Source organism: Lysinibacillus sp. NPDC093197 (genome assembly GCF_044754025.1).
GTDB lineage: Bacteria > Bacillota > Bacilli > Bacillales_A > Planococcaceae > Lysinibacillus.
Genome location: NZ_JBIVOH010000005.1, coordinates 126958 through 152188 on the forward strand (window position 1 = coordinate 126958; position 25231 = coordinate 152188).

The following is a 25231-nucleotide window of genomic DNA, read 5'->3' on the forward strand; positions in this document are numbered from 1 at the left end:
TAGGAGTGTCGCGAATTCGTTTGCTTAATCCTCATTCTTCATTAAAAGATGCTTTTAGTATGAGCATCTAAATCTATTGAGCTTAATCTTCCCAAAGGATATTAATTTTTACGGAAAAATTCGTTTAAGCGATCAATGACCTCTTCTTTTTTCCACTCAAAAGTTTCGCCAGTTTGACGGAATTTCACTTCGACAACGCCTTCAGTTGCCTTTTTACCAACTGTTACACGAACAGGTAAGCCAATTAAGTCTGCATCTGCAAACTTCACGCCTGCACGTTCAGCACGATCATCTAAAAGTACATCATAGCGATATGATTTTAATAAGCCATATAATTCATTTGCTAACGAAACTTGTGTTTCATCTTTCGTATTAACAGGCACTACATGAATATCATAAGGAGCTAATTGTGTAGGCCAAGTGAAACCATTTTCATCTTGGAAATGTTCAGCTACAGCAGCTAATATACGTGATACGCCAATACCATAGCAACCCATAATAAACGGCTGTGCCTTACCTTGCTCATCTAAAAATGTACCATTCATTTTTTCAGAATACGTTGTACCTAATTTGAAAATATGGCCAACTTCGATACCTTCCGCAAATTTAATGATACCTTGTCCATCAGGAGATGGATCTCCCTCTTGGATGAAGCGGATATCTAAATATTCATTAATGGCGAAATCTCGCTCTGGGTTCACATTAACTAAGTGGAAGCCGTCCTCATTTGCGCCAGCTACACCGTTACGAATTGATTTAATGGCATGGTCAGCAACCACTTTCACGTCTACTGGTAATTTTACAGGTCCGATTGAACCAACACCACAGCCTAATAACTGACGAATCGCCGCTTCATCAGCAAGTTCTACAGAACCAGCATTTAGCGCATTTTTTAATTTAATATCATTTATTTCGTGATCACCACGAGCAAGTACAACAACTAATTCATCATCTATATTAAATACTAATGACTTGATGACATTAGATGGCGCGACTTGTAAAAATGCAGATACTTCTTCAATTGTTTTTTGATCTGGCGTTGCTACTTTTTCAAGATCTTTTAATTCTTCGTTGGCTGGTTGATACTCTACAGTCACTTCTGCCATCTCGATATTTGCAGCATAATCTGAAGTATCAGAGTATGCGATTGTATCTTCGCCAATTTCAGAAAGCACCATAAATTCATGCGTCCCTTTACCACCGATTGAGCCCGCATCTGCAATAACTGCACGATAGTTTAAGCCTAAACGTGAGAAAATATTAGAGTAAGCACGATACATATCTTCATATGTTTCATCTAAGCTTTCACGTGAAGCGTGGAAAGAATAAGCATCCTTCATAATAAACTCTCTTCCTCGTAATAAGCCGAAACGAGGACGTTTTTCATCACGGAATTTTGTTTGAATTTGATAGAGTGTTAATGGCAACTTTTTATATGATTTAATTTCATCACGCACTAATGTAGTAATTACTTCTTCATGGGTTGGTCCTAAGGCAAAGTCACGATTATGACGATCTTTCAATCGCATAAGTTCTGGACCGTATTTTTCCCAACGGCCTGATTCCTGCCACAGCTCAGCAGATTGCAATGAAGGCATTAATAATTCGATTGAGTTGATAGCTTCCATCTCTTCACGAATAATATTTTCAATTTTTGTTAACACACGTTTTGCAAGCGGTAAATACGAATATACCCCACTTGTATTTTGACGAATAAACCCTGCACGTAATAATTGCTTATGTGATTTTACATCTGCATCAGCAGGTACTTCACGTAGCGTTGGGATAAATGTTTTACTTTGCTTCATTCAGTGTTCCACCTTTTTAATAAATAAATTTATACTCTAATTAGCATAAACAAATTTAGCTTTGAACGCAATGTTTCAAAATAATTGCGCTCAAAGCTATTTTACAATTTAATTTCACTTAGGCATAACCTTATCTAAAGTTTACTTTGTATAAGTTTCAGACGTTGGAAATACGAAAGTATACTGTCGTTAAACTTGTTAGAAGAAGAATCGTTGTATATCATTCCACGTAACAACGACCATTAATATCATAAGCAATACGATACCTACGAAGTGAACCATACCTTCTTTTTGACGATCAATCGGTTTACCTCTTACAGCTTCAAAGCCAAAGAACAATAATCGTCCACCATCTAACGCTGGAAGTGGCAATAGGTTCATAATACCAAGGTTGATACTTAGCATAGCAGCAAAATTCATTAATGCGAAAATTCCCCATGCTGCAACTTCCTCAGTTGTTTTATAAATACCTACAGGTCCTGATAGTGCATCAATTGTAAACTTCCCTGTAATAAGCATTCCTAATAATTCAAAGATACGAACCGTCATATTATATGTTTCCTGTGCTCCGTAAACTACAGCCTTTATAGGATTAAAAACACGAGGACTTTCATACTTGACACCTATTTGCCCTAATGTTTCGCCATTACTTTCAACGGCCTTTACTGTCATGTTAAGGTTTTCTACTTGTCCACCACGCTCAACAGTTACATTAATATTTTGATCAGGGCGATTTTGTACTATGGCAGCTAAATCTTGCCACTTTTCAACAGCTTGTCCATCGATAGATGTAACCTTATCCCCTGCAAGCATACCTGCCTGTGCTGCTGGATCGTTTGCAACTACTTCAGTAATAATAGGCTCATATGTTGGTACACCATTTAACAAGCCGATTAACATATAGATGAAAAAGGCTAAAATAAAGTTAAATAATGGTCCTGCAAAAATTGTCATTGCACGTTGACCAACCGTTTTTGCGTTAAATTGACGATCGTATGGCGCAATAACGGTTTCTTTGCCGTTTTCTACAACAACACAATCTCTTGCAACACTATAACGAACTAATTTTTCTTCTTCATCATAGCCTTCAATAAATAAGTCTCGTTCTAAGTCAGCACGTTCCACTTCTAAAAATAATAAATCTGGTAATTGCTTATTATTTTGATTAAAAATGATTTTTTTTACGATATTATCTTCATTGACAATAATCCCTACACGGTAACCTGGCTGTAATTCAACACCATCCATGTCCTCCCCTGCCATACGGACATATCCACCGATTGGCAATAAACGGACTGTATAAATTGTTTCACCATGCATCTTACCATAGATTTTCGGACCCATACCGATTGCGAATTCACGAACCATAATTCCTGCACGTTTCGCAAAAAGGAAGTGACCAAGTTCATGGAAGAACACGAGCAAGCCAAATATTAAAATAAATGCAACGGCTGTTTGCATAATACCCCACCTCTTTAAAAGCGAATAGTTAACGATAGCTTCCTGTCGTTATTTTACCATGTCTAACACTATTTTTCTTGTTTCTCTGTCCACATGTAAAATTGTTTGTAAATCTGGTACTAAAATATTATTGTGTCCCTGCATTACACGTTCAATTGTTTCATCAATTTCAAGGAAAGTTATTTTCCCTTGTAAAAATGCTGCGACTGCTGCTTCATTTGCTGCATTCATTGCAGTTAAAATTGTACCGCCTGTACGTCCTGCCTCAAATGCTAATCGCAATGCTGGATAGCGATCAAAATCCATTTCTTTAAAATGTAGCTGACCTATTTGCGCTAAATTAAGTCGTTGACCATTATGAAGCGGTATACGGTCTGGATAGCTTAAAGCGTACTGGATAGGGACACGCATATCTGGAGTACCAAGCTGAGCAATAACACTAGTATCATGATACTCAACTAGAGAGTGAATAATACTTTCTCTGTGTAAAAGAACATCAATTTTATCATAAGGCATATCAAATAAGACATGTGCTTCTATGACTTCAAGCCCTTTATTCATCATCGTAGCGGAATCTATCGTAATTTTTGCGCCCATCGACCAGTTTGGATGATTGAGTGCATCTGCAACCGTAACATGTTTTAACTCTTCACGTGTTTTGTCGCGGAAACTACCACCAGAAGCTGTAATAATTAAACGCTCAATATTTTTTGGGTTTTCACCATTCATTGATTGGAATATAGCAGAATGCTCACTATCAACCGGTAATATTGGAGCATTGTATTTTTTCGCTTCAGCCATCACTAAGTGCCCAGCTGTTACTAGCGTTTCCTTATTGGCAATAGCAATTGTTTTGCCCATGCGAATTGCAGCTAGGGTGGATTCAAGACCAACGCTACCGAGCACTGCATTTACAAGTACCGTCGAATCAGGATGTGTAGCAACCTCTACAAGCCCCTTAGCACCAAATGTAAAGTGTACTTGCGGGTAGTCTTTTGCAAGCATACGTGCATCTTCCTCAAGCTGAACAGATACAAGTTCAGGCTGTAAGGTTTCAATCATTTCACGTGTTTTTTCTATGTTTTTTCCTGAAGAAAACGCTACAAGATGAAATGCATCACGTTGTTCTTTTAAAATATCATAGGTTTGCCAACCGATAGAACCAGTTGCACCCAATAAACTAATTTTTTTCACGACAAAACGTCCCCTTTTTCTATCTAAGTGAATCAATGGCATCATTCACATATTCATCAATCACATTGAAATCATTTTCATGAAAATAACTCAACCAAATAAACATTTCGCATTCAACTACTAAAAGATAATTTTTTTTGCTTATTTAGCTACCGAAGAGATGTAAAAAATGGAGTAAAGGCACTACGAATAATAAACTATCAAAGCGGTCTAAAATCCCGCCATGACCTGGTAAAATATTGCCCGAATCTTTCACGTCAAAATGGCGCTTTATCGCTGACTCCACTAAATCACCCATCTGTCCAATGATGGAAGCGAAAATCGTAATAAAGATTAGTGAAACATAACCATTCGCAAATGGATAAATTGCTTGCATAGCAATAGCAAAAATGACTGCAATGACAATCCCACCAATAAAGCCTTCAATCGTTTTCTTCGGTGAAATTTCTGGCCATAGCTTATTTTTACCTAATTTTCTACCTACAAAATATGCGCCAGAATCTGTTGTCCACACAACAAGTAAACAATATACAACAAACTCAAGACCGTAACTTCTAGTTTCAATTAAATAATGGAAGCCTAATCCTACATAAAACGCACCAAGCAAAATAAAGCCGATTTCGTCAAATGTGATTTTATTTTTCACTAGAACAACATATATAAGCAAGAGCATTACGAGTCCATAAATAACCATTAATACAGATGAGTAGCCAATTGCATGCACTACCTCATTTGCCCAGTTTTTTGGTATTACGAGCATAATAAGAGTTAATAAGCCTACCAACCCTGGTACTGAAAAAATTGAAATACTTTTCATCTTTAGTATTTCATAAAAGCCTACAACAGCCATTGCAAGCACAAGTAGTGTAAATGGCACTTTTCCGTAAATGACAAATGGAATAAACAGTGCCGCTGCAATGATTGCTGTAATAATTCGCTGTTTCAAGATGTTTCTTCTCCCTTCAACCCACCGTAACGGCGATTACGTTTTTGATAGTTTTCCACCGCTTCCAGAAAGTTTTCCTCGTTAAAATCTGGCCACAATGTATCTGTAAACCAAAATTCCGTATAGGCGAGTTGCCATAACATAAAGTTACTTAATCGTACTTCACCACTTGTACGAATGAGTAAGTCAGGCTCTGGTAGATGAGCTGTCATTAAATGCGATGTCATACATTCCTCATTTAAGTCTTGTATTGTTAATTGACCGTCCTGCACTTTTTGAAGCATCGCTTTCATGGCGCTAACCATTTCTGAACGACTGCCATAATTCAAAGCAAAATTTAAAATTAACCCTGTATTATGCTTCGTCTCCTCCATTGCATCATACAATGCTTTTTGTGTATGTGCTGGCAAGAGCGTCGGATCCCCAATCATTTCAACACGCACATTGCGCTCCATCATTTCCGGTAAAAAAGAACCCAAAAATTCAACAGGTAAACGCATCAGAAAATCGACTTCTGGTTTTGGTCGTTTCCAATTTTCAGTAGAGAACGCATACACTGTTAATACTTTTATTCCAAGATCAGATGCAAATCTAGTTACCTTCCGTACCGTCTTCATACCTTCATGGTGCCCAGCAACACGTGGCATGGCACGTTTTTTAGCCCAACGTCCATTTCCGTCCATAATAATCGCTACATGGGCAGGAATCGGCTCGCTTTTCGAAAGGGCAACACGTTCCTCCAATGATAGTATATCCATATTTACTTGTTTACCTAATAGCTTCTTAAACATGCTAACTCCCCCACTACAACTAATCGGACGTATACTAACCTATCATAACAAACAAAAGTGCCTTTTGTCTTTTTTTTCCCTCTAATTGACTATGTATGAACTACCTTATTTTAGAACAACATATATCTCAAAGAAATCTTGTCTTTCTACATTCAGCAGCTGCTAGTAAGTCTAAACAAAACCGTAACTAGTTTACTAGTTTTACTTCAGTAAACCTTACTGCTCATACATTACATGTGAGAATTGTAGCATCGATAAGAATGAATACTTTTCAATAAAAGAGAAAAGACGTCCTGTTATGTATAGGACGCCTTCATCTCATCAAAAAGTTCCATCTTAGAAATGTAAAGCGCCTGCTTACACTTCTAGAATTTCTTTTTCTTTGTCTTTCGCTACTTGATCTACTTTCACGATGAACTCATCTGTTAATTTTTGGATATCATCACCGTATCCACGTAAATCGTCTTCTGTGATTTCGCCAGCTTTTTCAAGTTTTTTAAGATCATCATTAGCATCGCGACGAACGTTACGTACTGCGATTTTTGCATCTTCAGCTTCTTTTTTCACTTGTTTTACAAGATCTTTACGACGTTCTTCAGTTAATGCAGGAATCATTAAACGAATAACAGAACCATCATTAGTTGGTGTAATACCAATATCCGATTTCATAATTGCTTTTTCGATTTCACCTAAAATTGTTTTATCGTAAGGTGTAATAACTAGCAAACGAGCTTCAGGTACAGCAACACCCGCAAGTTGGTTAATCGGTGTTGGTGCTCCATAATACTCTACAGAAATACGATCTAGTAGAGATGCGTTTGCACGACCTGCTCGGATTGATGCTAATTCACGTGAAAAAGCAGCAATTGATTTATTCATTTTTTCTTTAGCTTGTTCTAAGACTTGTTTAGTCATTATGCATTCCTCCTAACAACTGTTCCAATTTTCTCGCCTAGTACGGCACGTTTAATATTACCCTGCTCCGTAATCGAGAAGACAATTAACGGAATATCGTTATCCATACATAGTGTCGAAGCTGTTGAATCCATTACTTGTAACCCTTGCTGAATAACGTCTAAGTATGTGAGTGTATCATATTTGATGGCAGTAGTATCGACTTTAGGATCTGCAGAATAGACACCATCTACATTATTTTTCGCCATTAAAATAGCATCTGCGTCAATTTCAGCTGCTCTTAATGCAGCTGTTGTATCTGTAGAGAAGAACGGGTTACCTGTACCTGCAGCAAAAATAACTACACGTTTTTTCTCTAAATGACGAACTGCTTTACGACGAATATATGGCTCTGCTACTTGTGTCATCACAATAGAAGATTGCACGCGTGTTTCGATACCTAATTTTTCAAGAGCATCTTGTAATGCTAATGAGTTCATAACCGTTGCTAGCATCCCCATATAGTCAGCTGCCGCACGATCCATTCCCATTTCACTACCAATTTTCCCACGCCATATATTACCGCCACCTACAACAACAGCAACTTCTACATCAAGATCTACTACTTCTTTCACTTCTTCTGCAACAGACTTGATAATTTTTGGTGATAATCCGAAGCCAGCCTCTCCTGCTAACGCTTCACCACTTAGTTTAATAACTACTCGTTTATATTGTGGCACACTCATTGTAAACCTCCGTCAGACATTTATTTAAAACATTTCTATTCCTTTTCCATTATAGTATATCTAACAATAATTGCTAGTTGTGAAAAATGGTAATAGAAAATTCTATCGTTTTTTCCGCTCTTTTCGGAAAAATAGGGAACACGTTATGTTGTGTTCCCCATTTTTGTCTAGAAAATCTAGTTATTATTTGATTAGGATCAAATGTAAGCCAATCCATCAAGTGAACTAGTCTACGAATTAGTTACCTTTAACTTGGTTCATTACTTCTTCTGCGAAGTTATCTTCACGTTTTTCGATACCTTCACCAACAGCATAACGTACGAAGCCAGTTACAGTACCACCAGTTGTAGCAACGAAGTCACGAACTTTTTGGTCTGAGTTTTTAACGAATGATTGGTCAAGTAAGCAAACGTCTTCGAAGTATTTACCAAGACGACCTTCAACCATTTTTGCAACGATGTTTTCTGGTTTACCTTCGTTAAGTGCTTGTTCTGTTAACACTTTACGTTCACGGTCAACTTCTTCTGCAGAAACTTCATCACGAGAAACGTAAGTTGGGTTAATAGCTGCGATATGCATAGCAATATCTTTTGCAGCTGAAGCATCTGTAGAACCTTCTAAAGATACTAATACACCAATACGTCCACCCATGTGTAGGTAAGAACCAAATGAATCTGCATCAGTTTTAGTTTTCACTTCGAAACGACGAAGAGTAATTTTTTCACCGATAGTTGCAACTGCTGTTGAAATTTGGTCAGAAATTTTTACACCTTCTGCATTTTCAAGCTCTAATGCTACTTCTACTGATGCTGGTTTAGCAGTAAGTAATTGCTCAGCTAAAGAAGAAACTAACACTTGGAATTTATCGTTTTTCGCAACGAAGTCAGTTTCAGCGTTTACTTCAAGAATAATTGCTTCGTTACCTTTTTCTAGAATATAAGTAGTACCTTCTGCAGCGATACGGTCAGCTTTTTTAGCAGCTGAAGAAAGACCTTTTTCACGTAGGAAATCGATTGCAGCTTCTAGGTCACCGTCAGTTTGTACTAACGCTTTTTTACAGTCCATCATACCAGCGCCAGTTTTTTCGCGTAATTCTTTTACTAATTGTGCAGTAATGTTTGCCATTTAGTGTTGCCTCCTCAAATTGGTTAAACTATTTTAGTGATAGGTTCTAAAAAAGGTGATAAGGGTTCTGAGCCACTTATCACCTTTTTGTAAACGTGAATTACTCAGCAGCAGCTTCTGTAGCTGGAGCTTCTTCTTCACCTTGTTTTGACTCGATTAAAGCGTCAGCCATTTTAGCAGTTAAAAGTTTAACAGCGCGAATAGCATCGTCATTAGCAGGGATAACATAGTCGATTTCATCTGGGTCACAGTTTGTATCAACAATACCTACTAGAGGGATGTTTAATTTACGAGCTTCTGCAACAGCGATACGTTCTTTGCGTGGGTCAACCACGAACATAACGTCTGGAAGATCGTGCATATCACGGATACCGCCTAAGAATTTAACTAGACGTTCGTGTTCTTTTTTAAGTTGGATTACTTCTTTTTTAGGAAGAACTTCGAAAGTTCCTTCTTCTTCCATTTTTTCGATAGCTTTCATACGTGCAACACGTTTTTGGATTGTACCGAAGTTAGTAAGAGTACCACCTAACCAACGTTGGTTGATGTAGTAGTTGCCTGAACGTTCAGCTTCGTCTTTGATCGCTTCTTGTGCTTGTTTTTTCGTACCAACGAAAAGAACTTTACCACCGTCTTGACCAACTTGACGCATGAAGTCATAAGCTTCCTCTAATTTTTTAACCGTTTTTTGTAAGTCGATGATGTAGATCCCGTTACGTTCAACGAAGATAAATTTCTTCATTTTTGGGTTCCAACGACGAGTTTGGTGACCGAAATGTACACCAGCTTCAAGTAATTGTTTCATAGAAATTACTGACATGTGAATTTCCTCCTAGAATGTTTGGTTTTTTTCCTCCGCATTTATCGTTTGCAACAAGCTACCCTAATCTTAGAGCACCACTTACTGCATCAAAATGCGTGTGTAGTAATAACACCATTTGCAACTATATCACAGCTTCATAGCCTTCGCAACTGTTTTAGCTATGAAATTTCAATAAAAGCTCGATTTCTGTCTTCCCTTTTTGAAGTTGTTTCGCAATTTCTTCCGCTGTTTTTCCTTGCTTCGCCATTTGAACAATTTGTTGTTCCACTGTTAACGGTTTTTGTTCTTCCTTTTGTATCGCAATTGGCTTCGAGACAGTAGCTTGCACTGGAGACGCTACTACTTGTTGTTGACGTGAATAAGCATTTGCTACCATATTTTTCGGCATTAAAATACGCGGCTCGCTATCTCGGCTCACATCCTTTTGATCACTTTCAGCCTGTGACAAAGGCTGTCCCTGATCTTTTTGCACGTTAAATTGCTTTGGTTGTTGTCCTATACCAGTTGTCTTTTCAGGCTTTGGTACGACTTGTAACGCTTGAATGAGACGATTATTTTCATCCTTCATTTCAGCTAAATACAGACTGATAGAGTCATCCATTTCCCGCATTAAACGTTCCTGCTTTTTTTCTAAATCTTTGAATTTCGCTAATTTCGTATTTAATATAATAATGAAATAAAATGATAGTAGCTGTAATACAAAGAGAACGGCTATTAGTATGGTTGTCATAGTAAACTCCTATCCACTAAAGTCTACGAAATTACCTTTGAAAGGATGCTGAGCCTGTTTTTCTGGTTTTTCGTTAGGCTGTTTTTTCTTTTTAAGCGTGCCTTTTATATATTCGCCACCCGCTTCTTCCTCTTCACTAATCTCAGTCATACCTTCCGAAGTATTCACAGCTTTTTGCTTGCGCTCTATTTCCTTTTTCAGCGCTTCATTTGCGTGTGCTTGTTGAGCTAAAGTTTGTTGTTGTGCCTGATCTGCCATTTTACCTGCTTCAAACGTTTTTGGAAGAGCTATTTGTAATTCGACACCTTTTAAACTCATAATATTTCCTCCCTCAACAATACTTTCTAGAATACTTACGCATTAATAATTTCACTAGACAATAGCTTACGTAACTTAAATAATGCCTTTGAGTGAATTTGCGAAATACGCGATGTTGACAATTCGAGCATTTCTCCAATTTCAGTTAAGGTCAATTCCTCTGTATAAAATAAACTCAGTACGAGCTGCTCTTTTTCGTTTAGCTTTTGTATATTTACTGCTAAATCATCAAGTAATTCTGATTTTATTACGACCTGCTCAGGGGTCTTTGTCGTATCGTCACGGATTACAAACGACTTTCCCTCAGCCTCCTCTTGATCTTGTTGCTCATTTATGGATAGTACATTAGAGAAGAAGTGCTCCTGTACAGTTTGGTAAATATCCTCTACAGGTAACTCCATCTGTTCTGCAAGCTCCTCAGGTGTCACATGACGCATAAACTGTTGTTCTAATTGTTCAATTTTGGCATCCAACTTTTTTGCCTTTTCTCGCGCAGAGCGTGGTAACCAATCTTCTTTACGCAAGCCATCAATGATTGCGCCCCTTACTCTAAAAGAAGCATATGTATCAAATTTTAAGTCTCGATTTATATCAAATTTATTTAACGCATCAAATAGACCTAACATGCCTAAGCTTGTTAAATCGTCACGAGATACACTCTTAGGTACACCTGCACCGATTCGTTGTACATGATAAGTCACAAGAGATGTATATTTTTTTATTAGTAAATCACCCGCATCTGGATCACGTTCATTAATCCATCGATTCCACAGCTTTTGTTCATCGTTTAGAATTGGTTGTGTCATAAAATCCACCTCTCTTTTAAAAGCTCTTTTGCACCTGTTAGCCTGGACTGTTGTTGCCTCTTGAATGCTCCAAGGCGTATTTGTACCAGTCGCTGTAATTAACGCTTTTTAAAAAAACTGCATGTATATAAAAGAATCATACTTATCACATCTTGAGTATCCTGCTTACAATGACTGACAAACTTAGATACAAACCTATACCATTCTTTCCTTTTATTATAACAAGATTCGACTATAATTTCATATGATTCTCTAACACTATTCTATTACTAACAGCTTTTACATTTTGGGCATAAGAAAACTGCCTCCCAATCATTAGTCGATAGCTAACATTAGAGGCAGTTCAAAGTGTTATGGCTTTATGCATTTACTTGTTGTTCATCTTCACGATTCATCATCGTTCGGACTACTTGTGCAATATCTTCCGTGCTTTCATCTTGAAACTCAACCGTCGAGCTCGTAGAAGACGTTTCTTCACTTTCCTCGCCAATGTGAGTAGAACTGTTTTCTTCAAGACCGCTATCAGCAAGTGATTGATCAGCATTTGGCGTAAATAGCACATACGCAATTATAAACCTAACAATATACATAACAAAAAATACGATAATTGCTACTACAAATGAACCGATAATGATACGTAATGGCGTTAATGGCTGTTGCAGCGTCATAAAGAAATAAATAGAAAAGGCAATTAAAGCCCCCCACAGGTTATAAAAAATAGAACCAAACATTATATTTCACTCACTCCTTGGTTTACCGTTCGAATATGTAATATCGACGTAGCAGGATTAAATTCAATAGTTCGACCGCTATTACCGCCTGTATTTTCGGCAATTAAAGGAATTCCATGACGCTTTAATTCAAACTTTACAGCCTCTACATTCCGAGGGCCGATGCGCATTGAATCTTTATCTGATGTAAATTGAAACATCTGCGCACCCCCAGCAATTTTAGCCTTTAGTTTAAATTTTTGAACACCCTCTAGTTTTAATAAATCTATCATAGCTGAAATGCCTGTATCCGCAAATTTCGCTACATTTATTGACTCTGATCTACCAAGACTAGAGTCAGGTAGCATCACATGAATTAAACCAGCTATTTTCTTTGACTCATCGTATAAAATAACGCCGACACAAGAACCAAGCCCTGAAGTTCTAATCGTGTTTGGCAATTTCGCTACATCCATTTGAGCAATTCCAACTTTTATAACTTGACCATTCGTGTTAGTGTTTAGCATAGGCTATGAAACTCCTAATGCTTTAAAAATAGCATCAAAAGAATCAGGATCAGGTAGTAAGAAGAAATGTCCCCTTACTGTTTCATGATCCTCCACACCGTCTTCAAAAATGGATGTATTTATTACGATAACATTATCACTAACATGTGATAATTCAATTAAGCCAATACTGATAATAGCCCCAAACATATCTACACTTAAACCTGGCACAGTGGGATAAATTTTTAAATTTGTAAAGTCTGATAACGCTGATAAATAAGAACCAGATAAAATATTCCCCATTTCCTGCATAGCAGATAAACCTAATTCAGAAACAGGTGGTTTTTTAAAGTCGAATGATTCATCCTGTATTAGACGACGGATAAAGCGATTAGCTTGTTCGATAGGAAGAATGAAGAACATGCTCCCTTCAGCATCACCTTCGATGCGTAAAAAAATCCCAACAACGACGTTTTCAGAGCCACCAGCCAGTTCCATCATGTCATTAAATGACACCATTTCAACTTTCGGTACACGCATATCGATTTTTTTACCAAGCAAATTGGAAAGTGCCGTCGCAGCATGTGCGGCACCAATATTTCCAATTTCCTTTAATACGTCTAAATGTAGTGATGTAATCTTTTGATTAAATGTCATAATCGTATCCCTACTTTAGTGGATTTAATACTTTCTCTAAATGCAATAAAATTAATAATCGTTTATCGATTTTCGCGACGCCAGAAATAAACTCTTCTTCAAGAGACCCTACTACTTCTGGTTGTGGTTCAATTGAGCTTGCTGGAATATCCAACACATCATTAGCTGAATCTACAACAAAGCCCACTTCCATGTCTTCTAATGAAATAATAATAATACGAGTAGTTTCTTCATGTTCAGAAATTGGCAACTCAAAACGTTCCCGTAAATCAATAATCGGTGTTACGACTCCTCGTAAATTAATAACGCCTTTTACATATTTCTCTGTTTTAGGTACCCGTGTAATATGCATGAGTTTCTCGATACCTTGAACATGTGATACAGGAATGGCATATTCCTTATCTGCTAATTGGAAAACAATCACTTTTATATTTTCTTGTTCAACTGCATTTGTCATGGTTAACACCTCTCTTATTCATTCACCTTATTTAATAAGTGCATTGCAATCGACAATTAAGGCTACTTTACCGTTACCTAAAATTGTTGCACCTGAAATTGCAAAGATATTCGTTAAGTAGTTTCCTAATGATTTCAGAACAATTTCTTGTTGGCCAATGAATGAATCTACAACTAAACCAGCAAGTTTCTCGCCTTTACGAACAATTACTACTGAATGGAATTCATCATCTTGTAGCTCTTTACGAGGAACCTCAAAAATTTCCTCTAAGAATACAAGTGGAACCACTTTTCCACGGAAGTCGATTACCTTCTGGTTATGAGCATTCATAATATCTGATGAACGGATAATCGAAGTTTCAATAATTGATGAAAGTGGTATCGCATAAATTTCTTTTTCTATTTCCACAAGCATTACAGAAATAATCGATAATGTTAGCGGCAATTGAATAGAGAAAATAGAGCCTACATCTTGTGTAGATTCAATCGAAATGTTTCCACCTAAAGATTCAATCGTTGTTTTTACAACGTCCAATCCTACACCACGACCAGATACGTCAGAAATAACATCTGCTGTTGAGAAACCAGAGGCTAAAATTAGCTCATTGATTTGATTATCTGTCATTGCAAGTGATTGTTCATGCGTAACGATTCCTTTTGAAATCGCTTTTGACAGCACTTTATCACGATTAATGCCAGCACCGTCATCTTCAATTTCGATAAAGACATAGTTACCGCTATGATAAGCACGTAATACTACTGTGCCTTCTTCTGGTTTCCCTTTCGCACGGCGTGCAGTAGGGTTTTCAATACCGTGATCGACAGAGTTACGGATTAAGTGAACAAGTGGATCTCCGATTTCATCGATTACTGTGCGATCAAGCTCTGTTTCCGCACCAATAATTTCAAGGTTAATTTTCTTATTAAGGTCACGTGATAGCTGACGAATCATTTTAGGGAAGCGATTGAATACCGTTTCAACAGGTACCATGCGCATAGTTAAAATGATTGTTTGTAAATCACCCATTATTCGACTCATTCGTTCTACTGTTTCGTTTAGCTCACCGTGATTGACTTCTGTCGAGATTGATTGTAGGCGTCCACGATCAATTACGAGTTCTTCAAATAAATTCATTAAAATATCCAGACGTTCGATATTTACACGGATTGTTTTGTTTCCTACAGGCGCATGACTTTTATCAGCTTTTGCAGGCGCTGTAGATTTTGCTGGTGCAGGTTTAGTCGTTGTTGTTTCTACCGCTTCAACTGCCGCAATTGCAGTAGCTGCAGCTTCCTGGCTTGCCTCGTATTGTTGTTTTTCACTAAATTGTTTTTGGTTAATTGAAGCAACTTTTACTTCCTCAACCTCAGAAACCTTCATTAACTTCTTCTGCATATCTTCTGCTGATTCTTTCGTTACGAATGCTACGTAAAATTGCTGATCGAATTGTTCATCTTCAAGCTTCTCAACAGATGGTGTTGATTTAATAACATCTCCATCTTTTTCAAGAATCTCAAACACCATGAATACACGCGCTGCTTTTAATAGACAATCTTCACGAAGACTTACTGAAATTTCAAATGCATTAAAGCCTTGTTCAGCAGATTGTGTAATAACCGTTTGCTCAAAGCTGTCGTATTCTAACACACTAGATACTTGTGGTTTTTCTTCAGCTGCTACAGTTGCTACAACTTCACGAGCTGCTTCCTCACCAGATTCAATACGCTTTAATTGCGCTACTGTAGAGGACACATCGCGTTTACCATCTCCACCATTCGCAATATCCATCACCATTTCTTCTAAATGATCAACAGATTCAAATACGATATCTAAAATTTCTGGTGAAACATGAATTTTTTCATTTCGAATTGCATCTAGCACATTTTCCATCTTATGTGTTAAATCCGCTAAGTCTTCGAAGCCCATAGTCGCTGACATACCTTTTAATGTATGCGCTGAACGGAAAATTTCTCCAACGATTGCCAAATCATCAGGGTTTTTTTCTAGTTCTAATAAATGCTCACTACATGCTTGTAAATGCTCTTTACTTTCTTCGATAAACATCTCTAAATATTGATTGACTTCCATTAAGAGGACACCCCTTTTAAGGCAAATATTTCATAATTGTTTGTGCAATATCATCTACATCAGCGACTTCATCGACAAGCTGCGTTTCCACCGCAGCTTTCGGCATACCATACACTATGCAAGTTTCAGCTGACTCTGCAATAGCAATCACATTACCGGTATTTTTTAATGCTTTTAGCCCGTTTGAACCATCATAGCCCATACCCGTCATAATGACTGCTACCTTATCAAAATCTTTAAATTGACTTACATCTTCAAACATCACATCTACAGATGGGCGATGGCCAGAACGTGGTGGTTCTTGATTATCTAGAACGATGCCATATGAGATTCCTACTTTTCTTAACCTTAAATGGTATCCTCCAGGTGCAATATATGCCACGCCATTTTGTAAAATATCGCCTTGCTCTGCTTCCTTCACTGTTATCTCGCTCAATTGATCGAGGCGAGAAGCTAATGACTTTGTAAACCCAGCCGGCATATGTTGGACAATTAGAATCGGCGCTTGAATTGATTTTGGAATTTTTGTAATAACTTCTTGTAGCGCACGTGGTCCACCTGTAGATGTACCAATTAACACTATTTTTTTGCTTACTTTACTCCATTCACTATGTGGCTTCGCAACATTTGCTACAGTCGAAGGCACATTGAATGATGGTGACACTTTTCGTTCATTCGTTAATTCTTTTCTTATAGTAGACGGTGATACATTTGGTTCTTGTTGTCTTTTGCTACTCGAATGTTTTTTTAGTTTAGTAATAGGTACCAACGAGGCTTGTTCCACTTTATGGACAAGTTCAGATTGGATTTTATGTAAATCAAGTGAAATTGTTCCGCTAGGTTTCGCAACAAAATCAACTGCTCCATACTCGATTGCAGTTAGTGCATTTTCAGCACCTCTTTGGGTTGTACTTGAAAGCATGACGACAGGCACTGGACAAATTGTCATAATTTCATTTAATGCATCGAGTCCATTCATTTCAGGCATTTCAATATCCATTGTCACGACTGTTGGTTTTAATGTTTGGATTTTCTTTATCGCATCTTTTCCGTTTCGTGCTGTTCCAACTACTTCAACCTTCGAGCTACCAACAAAAAAGTCACTAATTAGCTTTCTCATAAAAGCAGAATCATCGACAACTAAAAGCTTGCTTTTATGTAAAAAGTCCAATTAATCACGCCCTTTCGAAAAAATATTTCTAAGTTTAGATAAGAATTTACTTGCTGACTGTTCATGTGCATGCACTTCCTCCATACGTTGTTCCATAAAACGAGCCACTATCAGTTGAAGTGTCTTAGAAATAAGTGCTTCTGGATATGCGATTGAAAAAGGCACTTGCTCGCGCACAGCTTTACGCACAACCGGATCCTCAGGTAATGAGCCCAATACTGTAACCTCTTTGTCTAGAAAACGTTTCATCGTAAGCCTTAAACGTTCAATCGTCTCGACACCTTCTTCTTTAGAAAAAGCACGATTACAAAGTATATAGAATTGCTTATCCATATCTCGTACGTGAATATATTTCATCATCGAATAGGCGTCTGTAATAGAGGTTGGCTCCGCTGTGGTAATTACAATAATTTCATCAATGGATGTTAGTAATTCTAATGACCAATTAGTCGCACCCGCGCCCATATCAAATAAAATATAGTCGAAGTTTTTTTGGAGTTGTTCAAAAGCATGAATTAACCTTTCAAACATCGCTTCTGACCACTCGAGCACGCTCGACATGCCAGAGCCTCCTGAAATACATTGTAAACCATGTGGACCTTCAAAAATTACCTCATCTAGTAATTTTTTTCCTTCTAAGTAATCTTTCAAACTATAAGAAACATTTTTTCCAATTAAAATATTAATATTTCCCATACCAATATCCATATCTACAATTGCTACTTTTTTGTCCTTACTCGCTAAATTAATTGCAAAGTTCATTGAAAAGTTACTTTTACCAACTCCACCCTTACCGCTCACTACAGCAATGGTTTTGCCTAATTCACCTTGCCGCTTAAGCATTTTCAAGCGTAATGTTTCTGCTTGATCCCTCATTTTTCTTCACCTTGGAAAAACAAATTAAGCACTGCTTCTAAATCAGCTTCTTCAATATCTTCTGGTACTTCTTGACCATTCGTATAGTAAGCAAGTCCTTTATTATATTTAATCATTAAATTAATCATTGTGCCAATAGAATTTGTTTCATCGATCTTCGTAAAAATGAATTTTTCAATTGGTACGCCTTTAAATTGGTCAATAATATTAGTCATATCCTTTTCTTTTGCCGTCATAGCAAGCACTAGGAAGGATTCAGCCTGATCATCAAACTTAATAAGACGCTGTAAATCATCTACATATTTTACTTCTTTATAATTTCGTCCAGCTGTATCGATAAAGACTAAATCTAAATGGGACAATCGTTGCACAGCTTGTTCAAAATCTGTCGTGTTATAGGCAATTTCGACAGGTGCTTGCAAAAGTCCAGCATACGTTTTTAACTGCTCAATGGCAGCTATTCTGTAAGTATCTGTTGTAATAAAGCCTATTTTTTTCTTTTTCTCTAAAACCGCTCTTGCTGCCATTTTAGCAATTGTCGTTGTCTTGCCGACACCAGTTGGACCAAGAACATTAATAAATTTACGTTCATACGATAGGCCACCCATCGGCAATCCCTCTAGTTGTTTCCGCAACAAGTTTTTTGTAATTAACTTGCATTGTGAAAAATTAATATCTGAAGCTTCTTTAAAATGCGTAAAAAGCTCATCACCAATCGTTGTGATGAGCTCCTCATTTAGCTCTTGCTGTCTTAAGTATTCAATGAAGGGTAAGAGTTCATCCGGATATTGAGCTTGGCTAGCCTTCTTGTGCATAGATTGCATTATCGATTTTAAATCTGCAATTTCCTTTCGCAGTTCTTCAGACATACCTGTCCCATCTTGGGAAGATGGTTCATACTTAGGCTGAGCATGCTGAATTTTAGCTTGCACAGCATTTGTAATCTCTTGTAAACTAGCATTTTCTTTTTTAACGGGTATTGAAGGCACATTAACAGGTGCGGGAGCCGTATAACTCGGCTCCATTGAGTCAATCCCTGCAACAACCTCAAAATTTTTCTTTTTTACAAGCCCAAAAAGTTTCTTTGTTACTACTACTTTTGAATTCAAAATGACAGCGTCCTCGCCTAAATCAGCACGTACTAGCTTCATTGCCTCTGGTATGGAAGATGCATAATATTTTTTCATTTTCACTCAACGTTCACCACCCCAACACTTTGAATTTCAATAGAAGCATCTAGTTCATTATAAGATAGTACTGGAATCTGCGGGAAATAACGTTCTGTCAGCTGACGTAAATACATACGAACTGCTGGAGAGCATAAAATAATAGCAGATTGTTCCATAAAGGACACGCGCTCTACCTCAGATGCAATGGTCTCTAAAACCGTTTGAGAATCTTGTGGATCCATCGCTAAATAATTACCGTGATCCGTTTGCTGAATGCTATCAGCAATCATTTTCTCTACTTTACCCGATACAGTAATGACTTTCAATGACGAGCTGCCACCTACATATTGTGATGTAATTTGACGAGCTAATGATTGACGCACATACTCTGTTAATATATCGGTATCACTTGTTAATTTTGCATAGTCAGCCAATGTTTCGAAAATAATTGGTAAATTACGTACCGAAACATTTTCTCGAAGAAGCTTGCCCAAAACTTTTTGGATTTCGCCTGTAGACAATGGAGCAGGAGTCAACTCTTCGACTAATATTGGATGTGTTTCTCGTAAATGATCGATTAATTGTTTCGTTTCTTGACGTCCTAAAAGCTCATGCGCATTCGCTCGAATAATTTCGGTTAAATGAGTTGATACAACACTCGGTGGATCAACAACCGTATAGCCAGACATTTCAGCGTCCTCTTTTACTTGCTCAGTAATCCATTTTGCAGGTAGACCAAATGATGGTTCAACGGTATCAATACCCTCTATTGAATCATCATCTCCAGGGCTCATTGCTAAATAATGATCGAGTAAAAGCTCTCCCCGAGCCATTTCATTACCTTTAATTTTAATTCGGTATTCATTTGGCTGTAATTGAATATTATCGCGAATACGAACAACCGGAATGACAATCCCTAGTTCCAATGCTAGCTGACGACGAATCATGATGACACGATCCAATAAGTCTCCACCTTGAGCAGCGTCCACTAAAGGAATTAAGCCGTAGCCAAATTCAAATTCAATTGGGTCCACATTTAATAAATTCACAACATTTTCAGGGCTCTTCATGCCGTCTGTTGCCACTTCTTCCTCAATTTCAAGTAACTCTTCCTCATCCTCTGGCTTTTTACGATCCATCATGTATGCACCGACAATTAGTGAAACACCGATCGGTAACGTTACCCAGTTAGGAATTGGCGTGAATAAACCTAGTAAAACAATAGTACCCCCAGCAACATATAGAAGCTTTGCTTGCGCGAATAATTGTCCTGTAATATCTTCTCCTAAACTTCCTTTAGAAGATGCGCGCGTTACAACAATCCCTGTTGCTGTTGAAATAAGAAGTGCAGGGATTTGCGATACAATACCATCACCAACTGTTAGCTTTGAGAAATGGGTTGCTGCTTCGGCAAACGGTAAGCCCATTTGTACAACACCAATAATAATACCAAATAATAAGTTGATGATAACCATCACCATTGAGGCGATTGCATCCCCTTTAACGAATTTCGTAGCACCATCCATCGCTCCATAGAAATCCGCTTCACCCGCAACTTTATCACGTCGTTCACGTGCTTCTCGTTCAGAAATAACACCTGCATTTAAATCCGCATCAATACTCATTTGTTTACCTGGCATCGCATCAAGAGTGAATCGAGCAGCTACCTCTGCAACACGTTCCGCCCCTTTTGTAATAACGATAAACTGAATTAATACAAGAATTAAAAACACGACTAAACCTACGAGAATATTCCCGCCAACTACGAAATCCCCGAAAGTTTCAACAACTGAACCAGCGTCTCCATTTGCTAATATTGCACGCGTTGTGGAAACACTCAATCCAAGTCGAAACAGGGTCAACAGTAAAATAACGGAAGGGAATATAGAGAAATCCAATGCTTCCTTCATACTCATTGCTGTTAAAAGTACTATTAATCCTAACGTAATATTAATGACGATTAAGAAACTTAGCATCCACGGAGGAAGAGGGATGATGAGCATCGCAACGATTAAAATAACCGCACCTAAAACCCCTATATCGCGAACCTTCATTTGTGTCCCTCCTACAAAAAAGCTTTAAATTTTCCGCTTAATACGATATACATAAGCGAGTACTTCTGCTATTGCTTTGAAAAACTCTTCTGGTACTTGATCGCCTATTTCTACCTGATCATACATAGCGCGTGCTAATGGTCTATTTTCTACCATGATGACATCATGTTCTTTAGCGATCAGTTTAATTTTTTGAGCCACAAAGTCAGTTCCCTTTGCCACTATACGTGGGGCTTCCATACTATCCTCATCATACTTCAGAGCGATCGCATAGTGAGTTGGGTTGGTGATAACCACATCTGCGTTCGGAACCTCTGACATCATTCGACGCATCGCCATTTCGCGCTGACGTTGTTTGATTTTTGATTTAATGAGCGGATCACCCTCACTATTTTTATATTCATCTTTTATGTCTTGCTTAGACATTTTAAGATTTTTTTCATACTCATGTTTTTGATACATCCAGTCCAATAAGGATACACATAGTAACACAAGAGAAGCCGCGATACCCATAATGCCAACTAGTTTGCCAACAGTAATAAGGGTCACCCACGGACTTTTAAAAGATAGAGCTAATACTTCATGTAAATTTGACCATACGATAATTGTTGTTACCCCACCGATAAAGGTGATTTTTAATACTGATTTTAAAAGCTCTACAATGGCTTTTACTGAAAAAATTTTCTTTAATCCTTTAATAGGATCCATCTTTTTTAAATCGAATTTCATCGGCTCTAATGTGAATAAAAAGCCAAATTGTAGAAAATTGCCCGCTAATGCTCCTACTAAAGCAATCGCCATTATCGGTACGATAACATAAGCCATTTCTACTAATGTTTCGATAAATAGATGCATTACACTATCTATCGTAAGTGTTTCTACACGTATGTTATGGATAAATGTTTGCCTAAAAAAAGATAAAAGCTCATCTCGCAATGATCCCGCAAAGAAAAAAAGAAAGATAAACACCATGAGCATAACAATCGCACTCGATATGTCCTGACTCTTTACGACCTGCCCTTTTTTTCTTGCATCTTGTCTTTTTTTAGGTGTCGCTTTTTCCGTTTTTTCACCTGCAAAAAACTGTAAATCTAAGTCCAGTAGTAGCAACATGTTATCCACCACCTAAAATTGCCATTAAATCGCGCATACCGTAAATCATAATTGTAATCAACTTTTGTATGACTTGTACCATAACCGCCATCATCGTGAATAGCACTAAAAAACTGACACCAATTTTAATGGGAAAACCGACAACAAAGATATTTAATTGCGGGACAGTTTTTGCCGTGATTCCTAGCGCTAAATCCACTAAAAACAACGTTGCTACAACAGGTGCTGCCATTTGAAAAGCGATGGCGAAGACTGCAGTAAATGTTGTCATAACAAACTGGATATAGTCATCTTTCGCGAAATCTGGAAATCCCTGATCTATAGGTAAAAACTGATAACTATAGTAAATTCCATCTAGAATCATATGATGGCCATCTATTGCTAATAAAAATAGTAACGCCAATGTATTAAAAAATTGACCAATTAGTGGGCTTTGTGCACCAGTTTGTGGATCAATAATATTGGCGATGGCAAATCCCATTTGGAAATCTATAAAGCTTCCGGCAATTTGTATCGCCGACATGATGATATAGCCTACTAGACCTAGTAACAATCCAATAAGGGCTTCTTTCATCACTAAAAGTATGTAATCACCATTAAAAAGAAATGGCTCTACGTCGATTGTATAATACATCATCCAAGCTAAAACGAATGCGAGGGCAATACGTACTTGCTGCGGAATCGTTTTATATGAAAAGAAAGGTACTGTAACAAAAAAAGCCGTTACACGCACAAGCACTAATAAGAATACCGTTATTTGGGGGACTAGTTCATTCATGCACTCACCCTATATAACGCGTTAAATTCTCAAAAATATCTCTCGCATAGCTTGTTACTTGAGATAACATCCATGGACCAAAGAAAACGATGCCCACTAATACTGCGACGATTTTTGGAACGAATGCTAATGTTTGCTCTTGAATTGATGTTGTTGCTTGAAATATACTTACCGCTAAACCTGAGATTAAAGCAATTAATAATAGCGGTCCGCTTGTTAGAAGGATAATCATAATGGCACGCTCTGCAATTGAAATAACCATTTCACCTGTCATACTGTATCATCCCCTAAAAACTTTGTAGTAATGATTTCATTACGAGGTACCAGCCATCGACGAGTACAAATAATAAAATCTTAAACGGTAATGAAATCATAACCGGTGGTAACATCATCATCCCCATCGACATTAATGTACTTGCTACAATCATATCGATTACTAGGAATGGGATAAAAATCATAAAACCAATTTGGAATGCTGTTTTAATTTCGCTTAATGCGAAGGCAGGTACAAGCATAGTCAGAGGTATATCCTCTACCGATGCTGGTTTTTCTGCTTGATTGTATTGTAAAAACAAATCTAAATCTTTTTGCCTCGTTTGTTTACTCATAAATTCTTTAAAAGGCACACTAGCTTTCTCATATGCTTCTTCCAGCCCTATTTCTTCAGCAAATAATGGCTGTAATGCTTCTTTATTGACCTCTTGAAAAGTAGGAGCCATGATAAAAAATGTTAAAAACAAGGCAAGACCAACAATAACCTGATTTGGTGGCATTTGTTGTGTCGCTAAAGCTGTACGTACAAACGAGAGCACAATGACAATTCGCGCAAAGGAAGTCATCAAAATTAAAATACTCGGTGCAAGTGACAGTACAGTTAATAATAATAGGAGCTTAACAGAGGTTGAGACATTTGTCGGATCGCTGTTGGAAAAATAATTGACTATATCATTCATTTATCATCATTCTCCTTTTGCTTCCATCTCTCTATTTCTTCACTACGCTCCTGTTTAATTTCAGAAATCTTCTTTTCAAAAAGTTCACCAAACGAATCTTGCTTTTGAAGTGTTGATGAATTTTGTTTATTTTTTCTCTTAAGCTTTGAAAATACTTCTGCTATATAAGGTGATGTTGCCGCATATTCCTGTTTTTCGTTATATAGTGAAAGCAGTGCTTCAACTTCCTGCGGATCGGTAATCTCACGTAAAAGTTGGACATCATCACCGACACCAACTAAATAAAGTGATTTTCCTATTTGCAAAAGTTGAACAGACTTTTGTGCACCTAACGATAAACCGCCTAAATTTTGTACCATTTGATTTCGTTGAAAAGTTAAATTTCTTTTATTTAGAAACTTCATCAACCCATAAAATAAAGCTACAACAAAAATAAGCGCCAAAACCATTTTTATGTATTCCCATGCAGAAACATCTCCAGCTGCTGAAACAACCGTATCTTCCTTCGCAGCTGGATCTGTATTATCCTTACATTCCTCTGGTTTTTTCATACAATACTCAATACTATTTGTATCAGAGTCAGCATAAACAGAAACTGTTGGTGGGTACACAAATAGGAAGGTTAATAGAAATGCGAAAATCATCGTTACACGAAATGATTTTAACATTTGCATGAAATCATCCTAGTGCTTTTTGAATCGCTTCAATTACACGATCTGCTTGGAAAGGCTTAACAATAAAGTCTTTCGCACCAGCTTGAATTGCATCGATTACCATCGCTTGTTGTCCCATTGCTGAACACATGATTACAGTTGCACTCGGATGTGTACTTTTAATAGCTTTAAGAGCTGCAATACCATCCATTTCAGGCATTGTAATATCCATTGTTACTAAATCTGGCTTTAATTCGTTGTATTTTTCAACAGCCTGTAGACCATCGGCAGCTTCCCCTACAACTTCAAATCCGTTTTTCGACAAAATATCCTTGATCATCATGCGCATAAATGCAGCATCGTCTACAATCAAAATTCTTTTAGACATGGTTAACTCCTCCAAT

The 25231-nt window shown here is 37.5% G+C and carries 27 protein-coding genes; all 27 read right to left on the reverse strand.

The genetic code is table 11. The annotated features are described in order from the left end of the window. Window positions 1-101: 101 nt before the first annotated feature. The 27 genes from ACIP9G_RS14630 to ACIP9G_RS14760 all read right to left on the reverse strand — a co-directional run bounded on the left by ACIP9G_RS14630 (window position 102) and on the right by ACIP9G_RS14760 (window position 25215). A complete protein-coding gene (locus ACIP9G_RS14630; RefSeq protein WP_401020352.1) occupies window positions 102-1808 on the reverse strand; it encodes a proline--tRNA ligase in 1707 nt (568 codons plus the stop codon). A 198-nt stretch (window positions 1809-2006) separates the two neighbouring features. Next, window positions 2007-3269 (reverse strand): RIP metalloprotease RseP, encoded by a 1263-nt coding sequence (rseP, locus tag ACIP9G_RS14635; RefSeq protein ID WP_340825811.1) that lies wholly within the window; start codon window positions 3267-3269, stop codon window positions 2007-2009. Between the two features lie 48 nt (window positions 3270-3317). Beyond that, window positions 3318-4463: a 1-deoxy-D-xylulose-5-phosphate reductoisomerase gene (gene dxr / locus ACIP9G_RS14640; RefSeq protein WP_401020355.1), complete on the reverse strand. Its 1146-nt coding sequence runs from the start codon at window positions 4461-4463 to the stop codon at window positions 3318-3320. Window positions 4464-4608: 145 nt separating this feature from the next. After that, on the reverse strand, window positions 4609-5409 hold the full coding sequence (locus tag ACIP9G_RS14645) for a phosphatidate cytidylyltransferase (RefSeq protein WP_401020357.1): 801 nt from the start codon (window positions 5407-5409) through the stop codon (window positions 4609-4611). After that, a complete protein-coding gene (locus tag ACIP9G_RS14650; protein WP_340825816.1) occupies window positions 5406-6200 on the reverse strand; it encodes an undecaprenyl pyrophosphate synthase in 795 nt (264 codons plus the stop codon). Before ACIP9G_RS14650 ends, ACIP9G_RS14645 begins: the two co-directional genes overlap by 4 nt. A gap of 357 nt (window positions 6201-6557) precedes the next feature. Continuing rightward, the gene (frr, locus tag ACIP9G_RS14655) at window positions 6558-7115 is read right to left on the reverse strand and encodes a ribosome recycling factor (protein ID WP_340825817.1); all 558 of its coding nucleotides are present in this window, start codon (window positions 7113-7115) and stop codon (window positions 6558-6560) included. Further along, window positions 7115-7840 (reverse strand): UMP kinase, encoded by a 726-nt coding sequence (pyrH, locus tag ACIP9G_RS14660; protein ID WP_340825818.1) that lies wholly within the window; start codon window positions 7838-7840, stop codon window positions 7115-7117. The genes frr and pyrH overlap by 1 nt, the downstream gene beginning before the upstream one ends. 237 nt (window positions 7841-8077) lie before the next feature. After that, window positions 8078-8965: a translation elongation factor Ts gene (gene tsf, locus ACIP9G_RS14665; protein ID WP_340825819.1), complete on the reverse strand. Its 888-nt coding sequence runs from the start codon at window positions 8963-8965 to the stop codon at window positions 8078-8080. A gap of 100 nt (window positions 8966-9065) precedes the next feature. Beyond that, window positions 9066-9785 (reverse strand): 30S ribosomal protein S2, encoded by a 720-nt coding sequence (rpsB, locus tag ACIP9G_RS14670; RefSeq protein ID WP_024362006.1) that lies wholly within the window; start codon window positions 9783-9785, stop codon window positions 9066-9068. 157 nt (window positions 9786-9942) lie between these two features. Further along, window positions 9943-10518, reverse strand: coding sequence for a DUF6115 domain-containing protein (locus tag ACIP9G_RS14675; RefSeq protein ID WP_340825820.1), 576 nt, complete (start codon window positions 10516-10518; stop codon window positions 9943-9945). Between the two features lie 9 nt (window positions 10519-10527). Continuing rightward, on the reverse strand, window positions 10528-10836 hold the full coding sequence (locus tag ACIP9G_RS14680) for an RNA polymerase subunit sigma (RefSeq protein ID WP_340825821.1): 309 nt from the start codon (window positions 10834-10836) through the stop codon (window positions 10528-10530). Window positions 10837-10871: 35 nt separating this feature from the next. Next, window positions 10872-11642 carry a FliA/WhiG family RNA polymerase sigma factor gene (locus tag ACIP9G_RS14685; RefSeq protein WP_340825823.1) on the reverse strand — a complete coding sequence of 257 codons (771 nt, stop codon included), beginning with the start codon at window positions 11640-11642 and terminating at the stop codon, window positions 10872-10874. A gap of 359 nt (window positions 11643-12001) precedes the next feature. After that, complete coding sequence (locus tag ACIP9G_RS14690) at window positions 12002-12373, reverse strand: hypothetical protein (protein WP_340825824.1); 372 nt, start codon at window positions 12371-12373, stop codon at window positions 12002-12004. Then, window positions 12373-12879 carry a chemotaxis protein CheD gene (locus ACIP9G_RS14695; RefSeq protein ID WP_340825826.1) on the reverse strand — a complete coding sequence of 169 codons (507 nt, stop codon included), beginning with the start codon at window positions 12877-12879 and terminating at the stop codon, window positions 12373-12375. Before ACIP9G_RS14695 ends, ACIP9G_RS14690 begins: the two co-directional genes overlap by 1 nt. A gap of 3 nt (window positions 12880-12882) precedes the next feature. Next, window positions 12883-13515, reverse strand: a complete 633-nt coding sequence (locus tag ACIP9G_RS14700) for a chemotaxis protein CheC (protein ID WP_340825827.1) — start codon at window positions 13513-13515, stop codon at window positions 12883-12885. 10 nt (window positions 13516-13525) lie between these two features. Beyond that, window positions 13526-13972: a chemotaxis protein CheW gene (locus ACIP9G_RS14705; RefSeq protein ID WP_340825828.1), complete on the reverse strand. Its 447-nt coding sequence runs from the start codon at window positions 13970-13972 to the stop codon at window positions 13526-13528. Window positions 13973-13999: 27 nt separating this feature from the next. Further along, window positions 14000-16060 (reverse strand): chemotaxis protein CheW, encoded by a 2061-nt coding sequence (locus ACIP9G_RS14710; RefSeq protein WP_401020361.1) that lies wholly within the window; start codon window positions 16058-16060, stop codon window positions 14000-14002. 16 nt (window positions 16061-16076) lie between these two features. Then, the gene (locus tag ACIP9G_RS14715) at window positions 16077-17231 is read right to left on the reverse strand and encodes a protein-glutamate methylesterase/protein-glutamine glutaminase (protein ID WP_401020363.1); all 1155 of its coding nucleotides are present in this window, start codon (window positions 17229-17231) and stop codon (window positions 16077-16079) included. Then, window positions 17232-18107, reverse strand: a complete 876-nt coding sequence (locus ACIP9G_RS14720; RefSeq protein ID WP_340825832.1) for a MinD/ParA family protein — start codon at window positions 18105-18107, stop codon at window positions 17232-17234. Beyond that, on the reverse strand, window positions 18104-19300 hold the full coding sequence (gene flhF, locus ACIP9G_RS14725) for a flagellar biosynthesis GTPase FlhF (protein ID WP_401020365.1): 1197 nt from the start codon (window positions 19298-19300) through the stop codon (window positions 18104-18106). The genes ACIP9G_RS14720 and flhF overlap by 4 nt, the downstream gene beginning before the upstream one ends. Beyond that, on the reverse strand, window positions 19297-21330 hold the full coding sequence (gene flhA / locus ACIP9G_RS14730) for a flagellar biosynthesis protein FlhA (protein ID WP_340825834.1): 2034 nt from the start codon (window positions 21328-21330) through the stop codon (window positions 19297-19299). Before flhA ends, flhF begins: the two co-directional genes overlap by 4 nt. 24 nt (window positions 21331-21354) lie before the next feature. Continuing rightward, complete coding sequence (gene flhB, locus ACIP9G_RS14735; RefSeq protein WP_340825835.1) at window positions 21355-22443, reverse strand: flagellar biosynthesis protein FlhB; 1089 nt, start codon at window positions 22441-22443, stop codon at window positions 21355-21357. A gap of 1 nt (window position 22444) precedes the next feature. Beyond that, complete coding sequence (gene fliR, locus ACIP9G_RS14740; protein ID WP_401009467.1) at window positions 22445-23221, reverse strand: flagellar biosynthetic protein FliR; 777 nt, start codon at window positions 23219-23221, stop codon at window positions 22445-22447. Window positions 23222-23225: 4 nt separating this feature from the next. Further along, window positions 23226-23495: a flagellar biosynthesis protein FliQ gene (gene fliQ, locus ACIP9G_RS14745; RefSeq protein ID WP_173477750.1), complete on the reverse strand. Its 270-nt coding sequence runs from the start codon at window positions 23493-23495 to the stop codon at window positions 23226-23228. A gap of 13 nt (window positions 23496-23508) precedes the next feature. After that, window positions 23509-24174 (reverse strand): flagellar type III secretion system pore protein FliP, encoded by a 666-nt coding sequence (fliP, locus tag ACIP9G_RS14750; protein ID WP_340825838.1) that lies wholly within the window; start codon window positions 24172-24174, stop codon window positions 23509-23511. After that, the gene (locus tag ACIP9G_RS14755) at window positions 24171-24842 is read right to left on the reverse strand and encodes a flagellar biosynthetic protein FliO (protein WP_401020370.1); all 672 of its coding nucleotides are present in this window, start codon (window positions 24840-24842) and stop codon (window positions 24171-24173) included. Before ACIP9G_RS14755 ends, fliP begins: the two co-directional genes overlap by 4 nt. Window positions 24843-24852: 10 nt before the next feature. Further along, window positions 24853-25215, reverse strand: a complete 363-nt coding sequence (locus ACIP9G_RS14760; RefSeq protein WP_340825841.1) for a response regulator — start codon at window positions 25213-25215, stop codon at window positions 24853-24855. Between the last annotated feature and the right edge of the window lie 16 nt (window positions 25216-25231).

Bases quoted from the DNA above. Each gene is read 5' to 3' on its own strand.
- fliQ (WP_173477750.1), bottom strand. From the start codon at position 23,495: ATGACAGGTGAAATGGTTATTTCAATTGCAGAGCGTGCCATTATGATT.
- ACIP9G_RS14720 (WP_340825832.1), bottom strand. From the start codon at position 18,107: ATGAGGGATCAAGCAGAAACATTACGCTTGAAAATGCTTAAGCGGCAA.
- frr (WP_340825817.1), bottom strand. From the start codon at position 7,115: ATGACTAAACAAGTCTTAGAACAAGCTAAAGAAAAAATGAATAAATCA.
- ACIP9G_RS14705 (WP_340825828.1), bottom strand. From the start codon at position 13,972: ATGACAAATGCAGTTGAACAAGAAAATATAAAAGTGATTGTTTTCCAA.
- ACIP9G_RS14755 (WP_401020370.1), bottom strand. From the start codon at position 24,842: ATGTTAAAATCATTTCGTGTAACGATGATTTTCGCATTTCTATTAACC.
- rpsB (WP_024362006.1), bottom strand. From the start codon at position 9,785: ATGTCAGTAATTTCTATGAAACAATTACTTGAAGCTGGTGTACATTTC.
- ACIP9G_RS14630 (WP_401020352.1), bottom strand. From the start codon at position 1,808: ATGAAGCAAAGTAAAACATTTATCCCAACGCTACGTGAAGTACCTGCT.
- tsf (WP_340825819.1), bottom strand. From the start codon at position 8,965: ATGGCAAACATTACTGCACAATTAGTAAAAGAATTACGCGAAAAAACT.
- ACIP9G_RS14695 (WP_340825826.1), bottom strand. From the start codon at position 12,879: ATGCTAAACACTAACACGAATGGTCAAGTTATAAAAGTTGGAATTGCT.
- ACIP9G_RS14650 (WP_340825816.1), bottom strand. From the start codon at position 6,200: ATGTTTAAGAAGCTATTAGGTAAACAAGTAAATATGGATATACTATCA.
- ACIP9G_RS14675 (WP_340825820.1), bottom strand. From the start codon at position 10,518: ATGACAACCATACTAATAGCCGTTCTCTTTGTATTACAGCTACTATCA.
- fliP (WP_340825838.1), bottom strand. From the start codon at position 24,174: ATGAATGATATAGTCAATTATTTTTCCAACAGCGATCCGACAAATGTC.
- ACIP9G_RS14690 (WP_340825824.1), bottom strand. From the start codon at position 12,373: ATGTTTGGTTCTATTTTTTATAACCTGTGGGGGGCTTTAATTGCCTTT.
- ACIP9G_RS14760 (WP_340825841.1), bottom strand. From the start codon at position 25,215: ATGTCTAAAAGAATTTTGATTGTAGACGATGCTGCATTTATGCGCATG.
- ACIP9G_RS14710 (WP_401020361.1), bottom strand. From the start codon at position 16,060: ATGGAAGTCAATCAATATTTAGAGATGTTTATCGAAGAAAGTAAAGAG.
- rseP (WP_340825811.1), bottom strand. From the start codon at position 3,269: ATGCAAACAGCCGTTGCATTTATTTTAATATTTGGCTTGCTCGTGTTC.
- ACIP9G_RS14680 (WP_340825821.1), bottom strand. From the start codon at position 10,836: ATGAGTTTAAAAGGTGTCGAATTACAAATAGCTCTTCCAAAAACGTTT.
- flhA (WP_340825834.1), bottom strand. From the start codon at position 21,330: ATGAAGGTTCGCGATATAGGGGTTTTAGGTGCGGTTATTTTAATCGTT.
- fliR (WP_401009467.1), bottom strand. From the start codon at position 23,221: ATGAATGAACTAGTCCCCCAAATAACGGTATTCTTATTAGTGCTTGTG.
- flhB (WP_340825835.1), bottom strand. From the start codon at position 22,443: ATGTTGCTACTACTGGACTTAGATTTACAGTTTTTTGCAGGTGAAAAA.
- ACIP9G_RS14700 (WP_340825827.1), bottom strand. From the start codon at position 13,515: ATGACATTTAATCAAAAGATTACATCACTACATTTAGACGTATTAAAG.
- pyrH (WP_340825818.1), bottom strand. From the start codon at position 7,840: ATGAGTGTGCCACAATATAAACGAGTAGTTATTAAACTAAGTGGTGAA.
- ACIP9G_RS14685 (WP_340825823.1), bottom strand. From the start codon at position 11,642: ATGACACAACCAATTCTAAACGATGAACAAAAGCTGTGGAATCGATGG.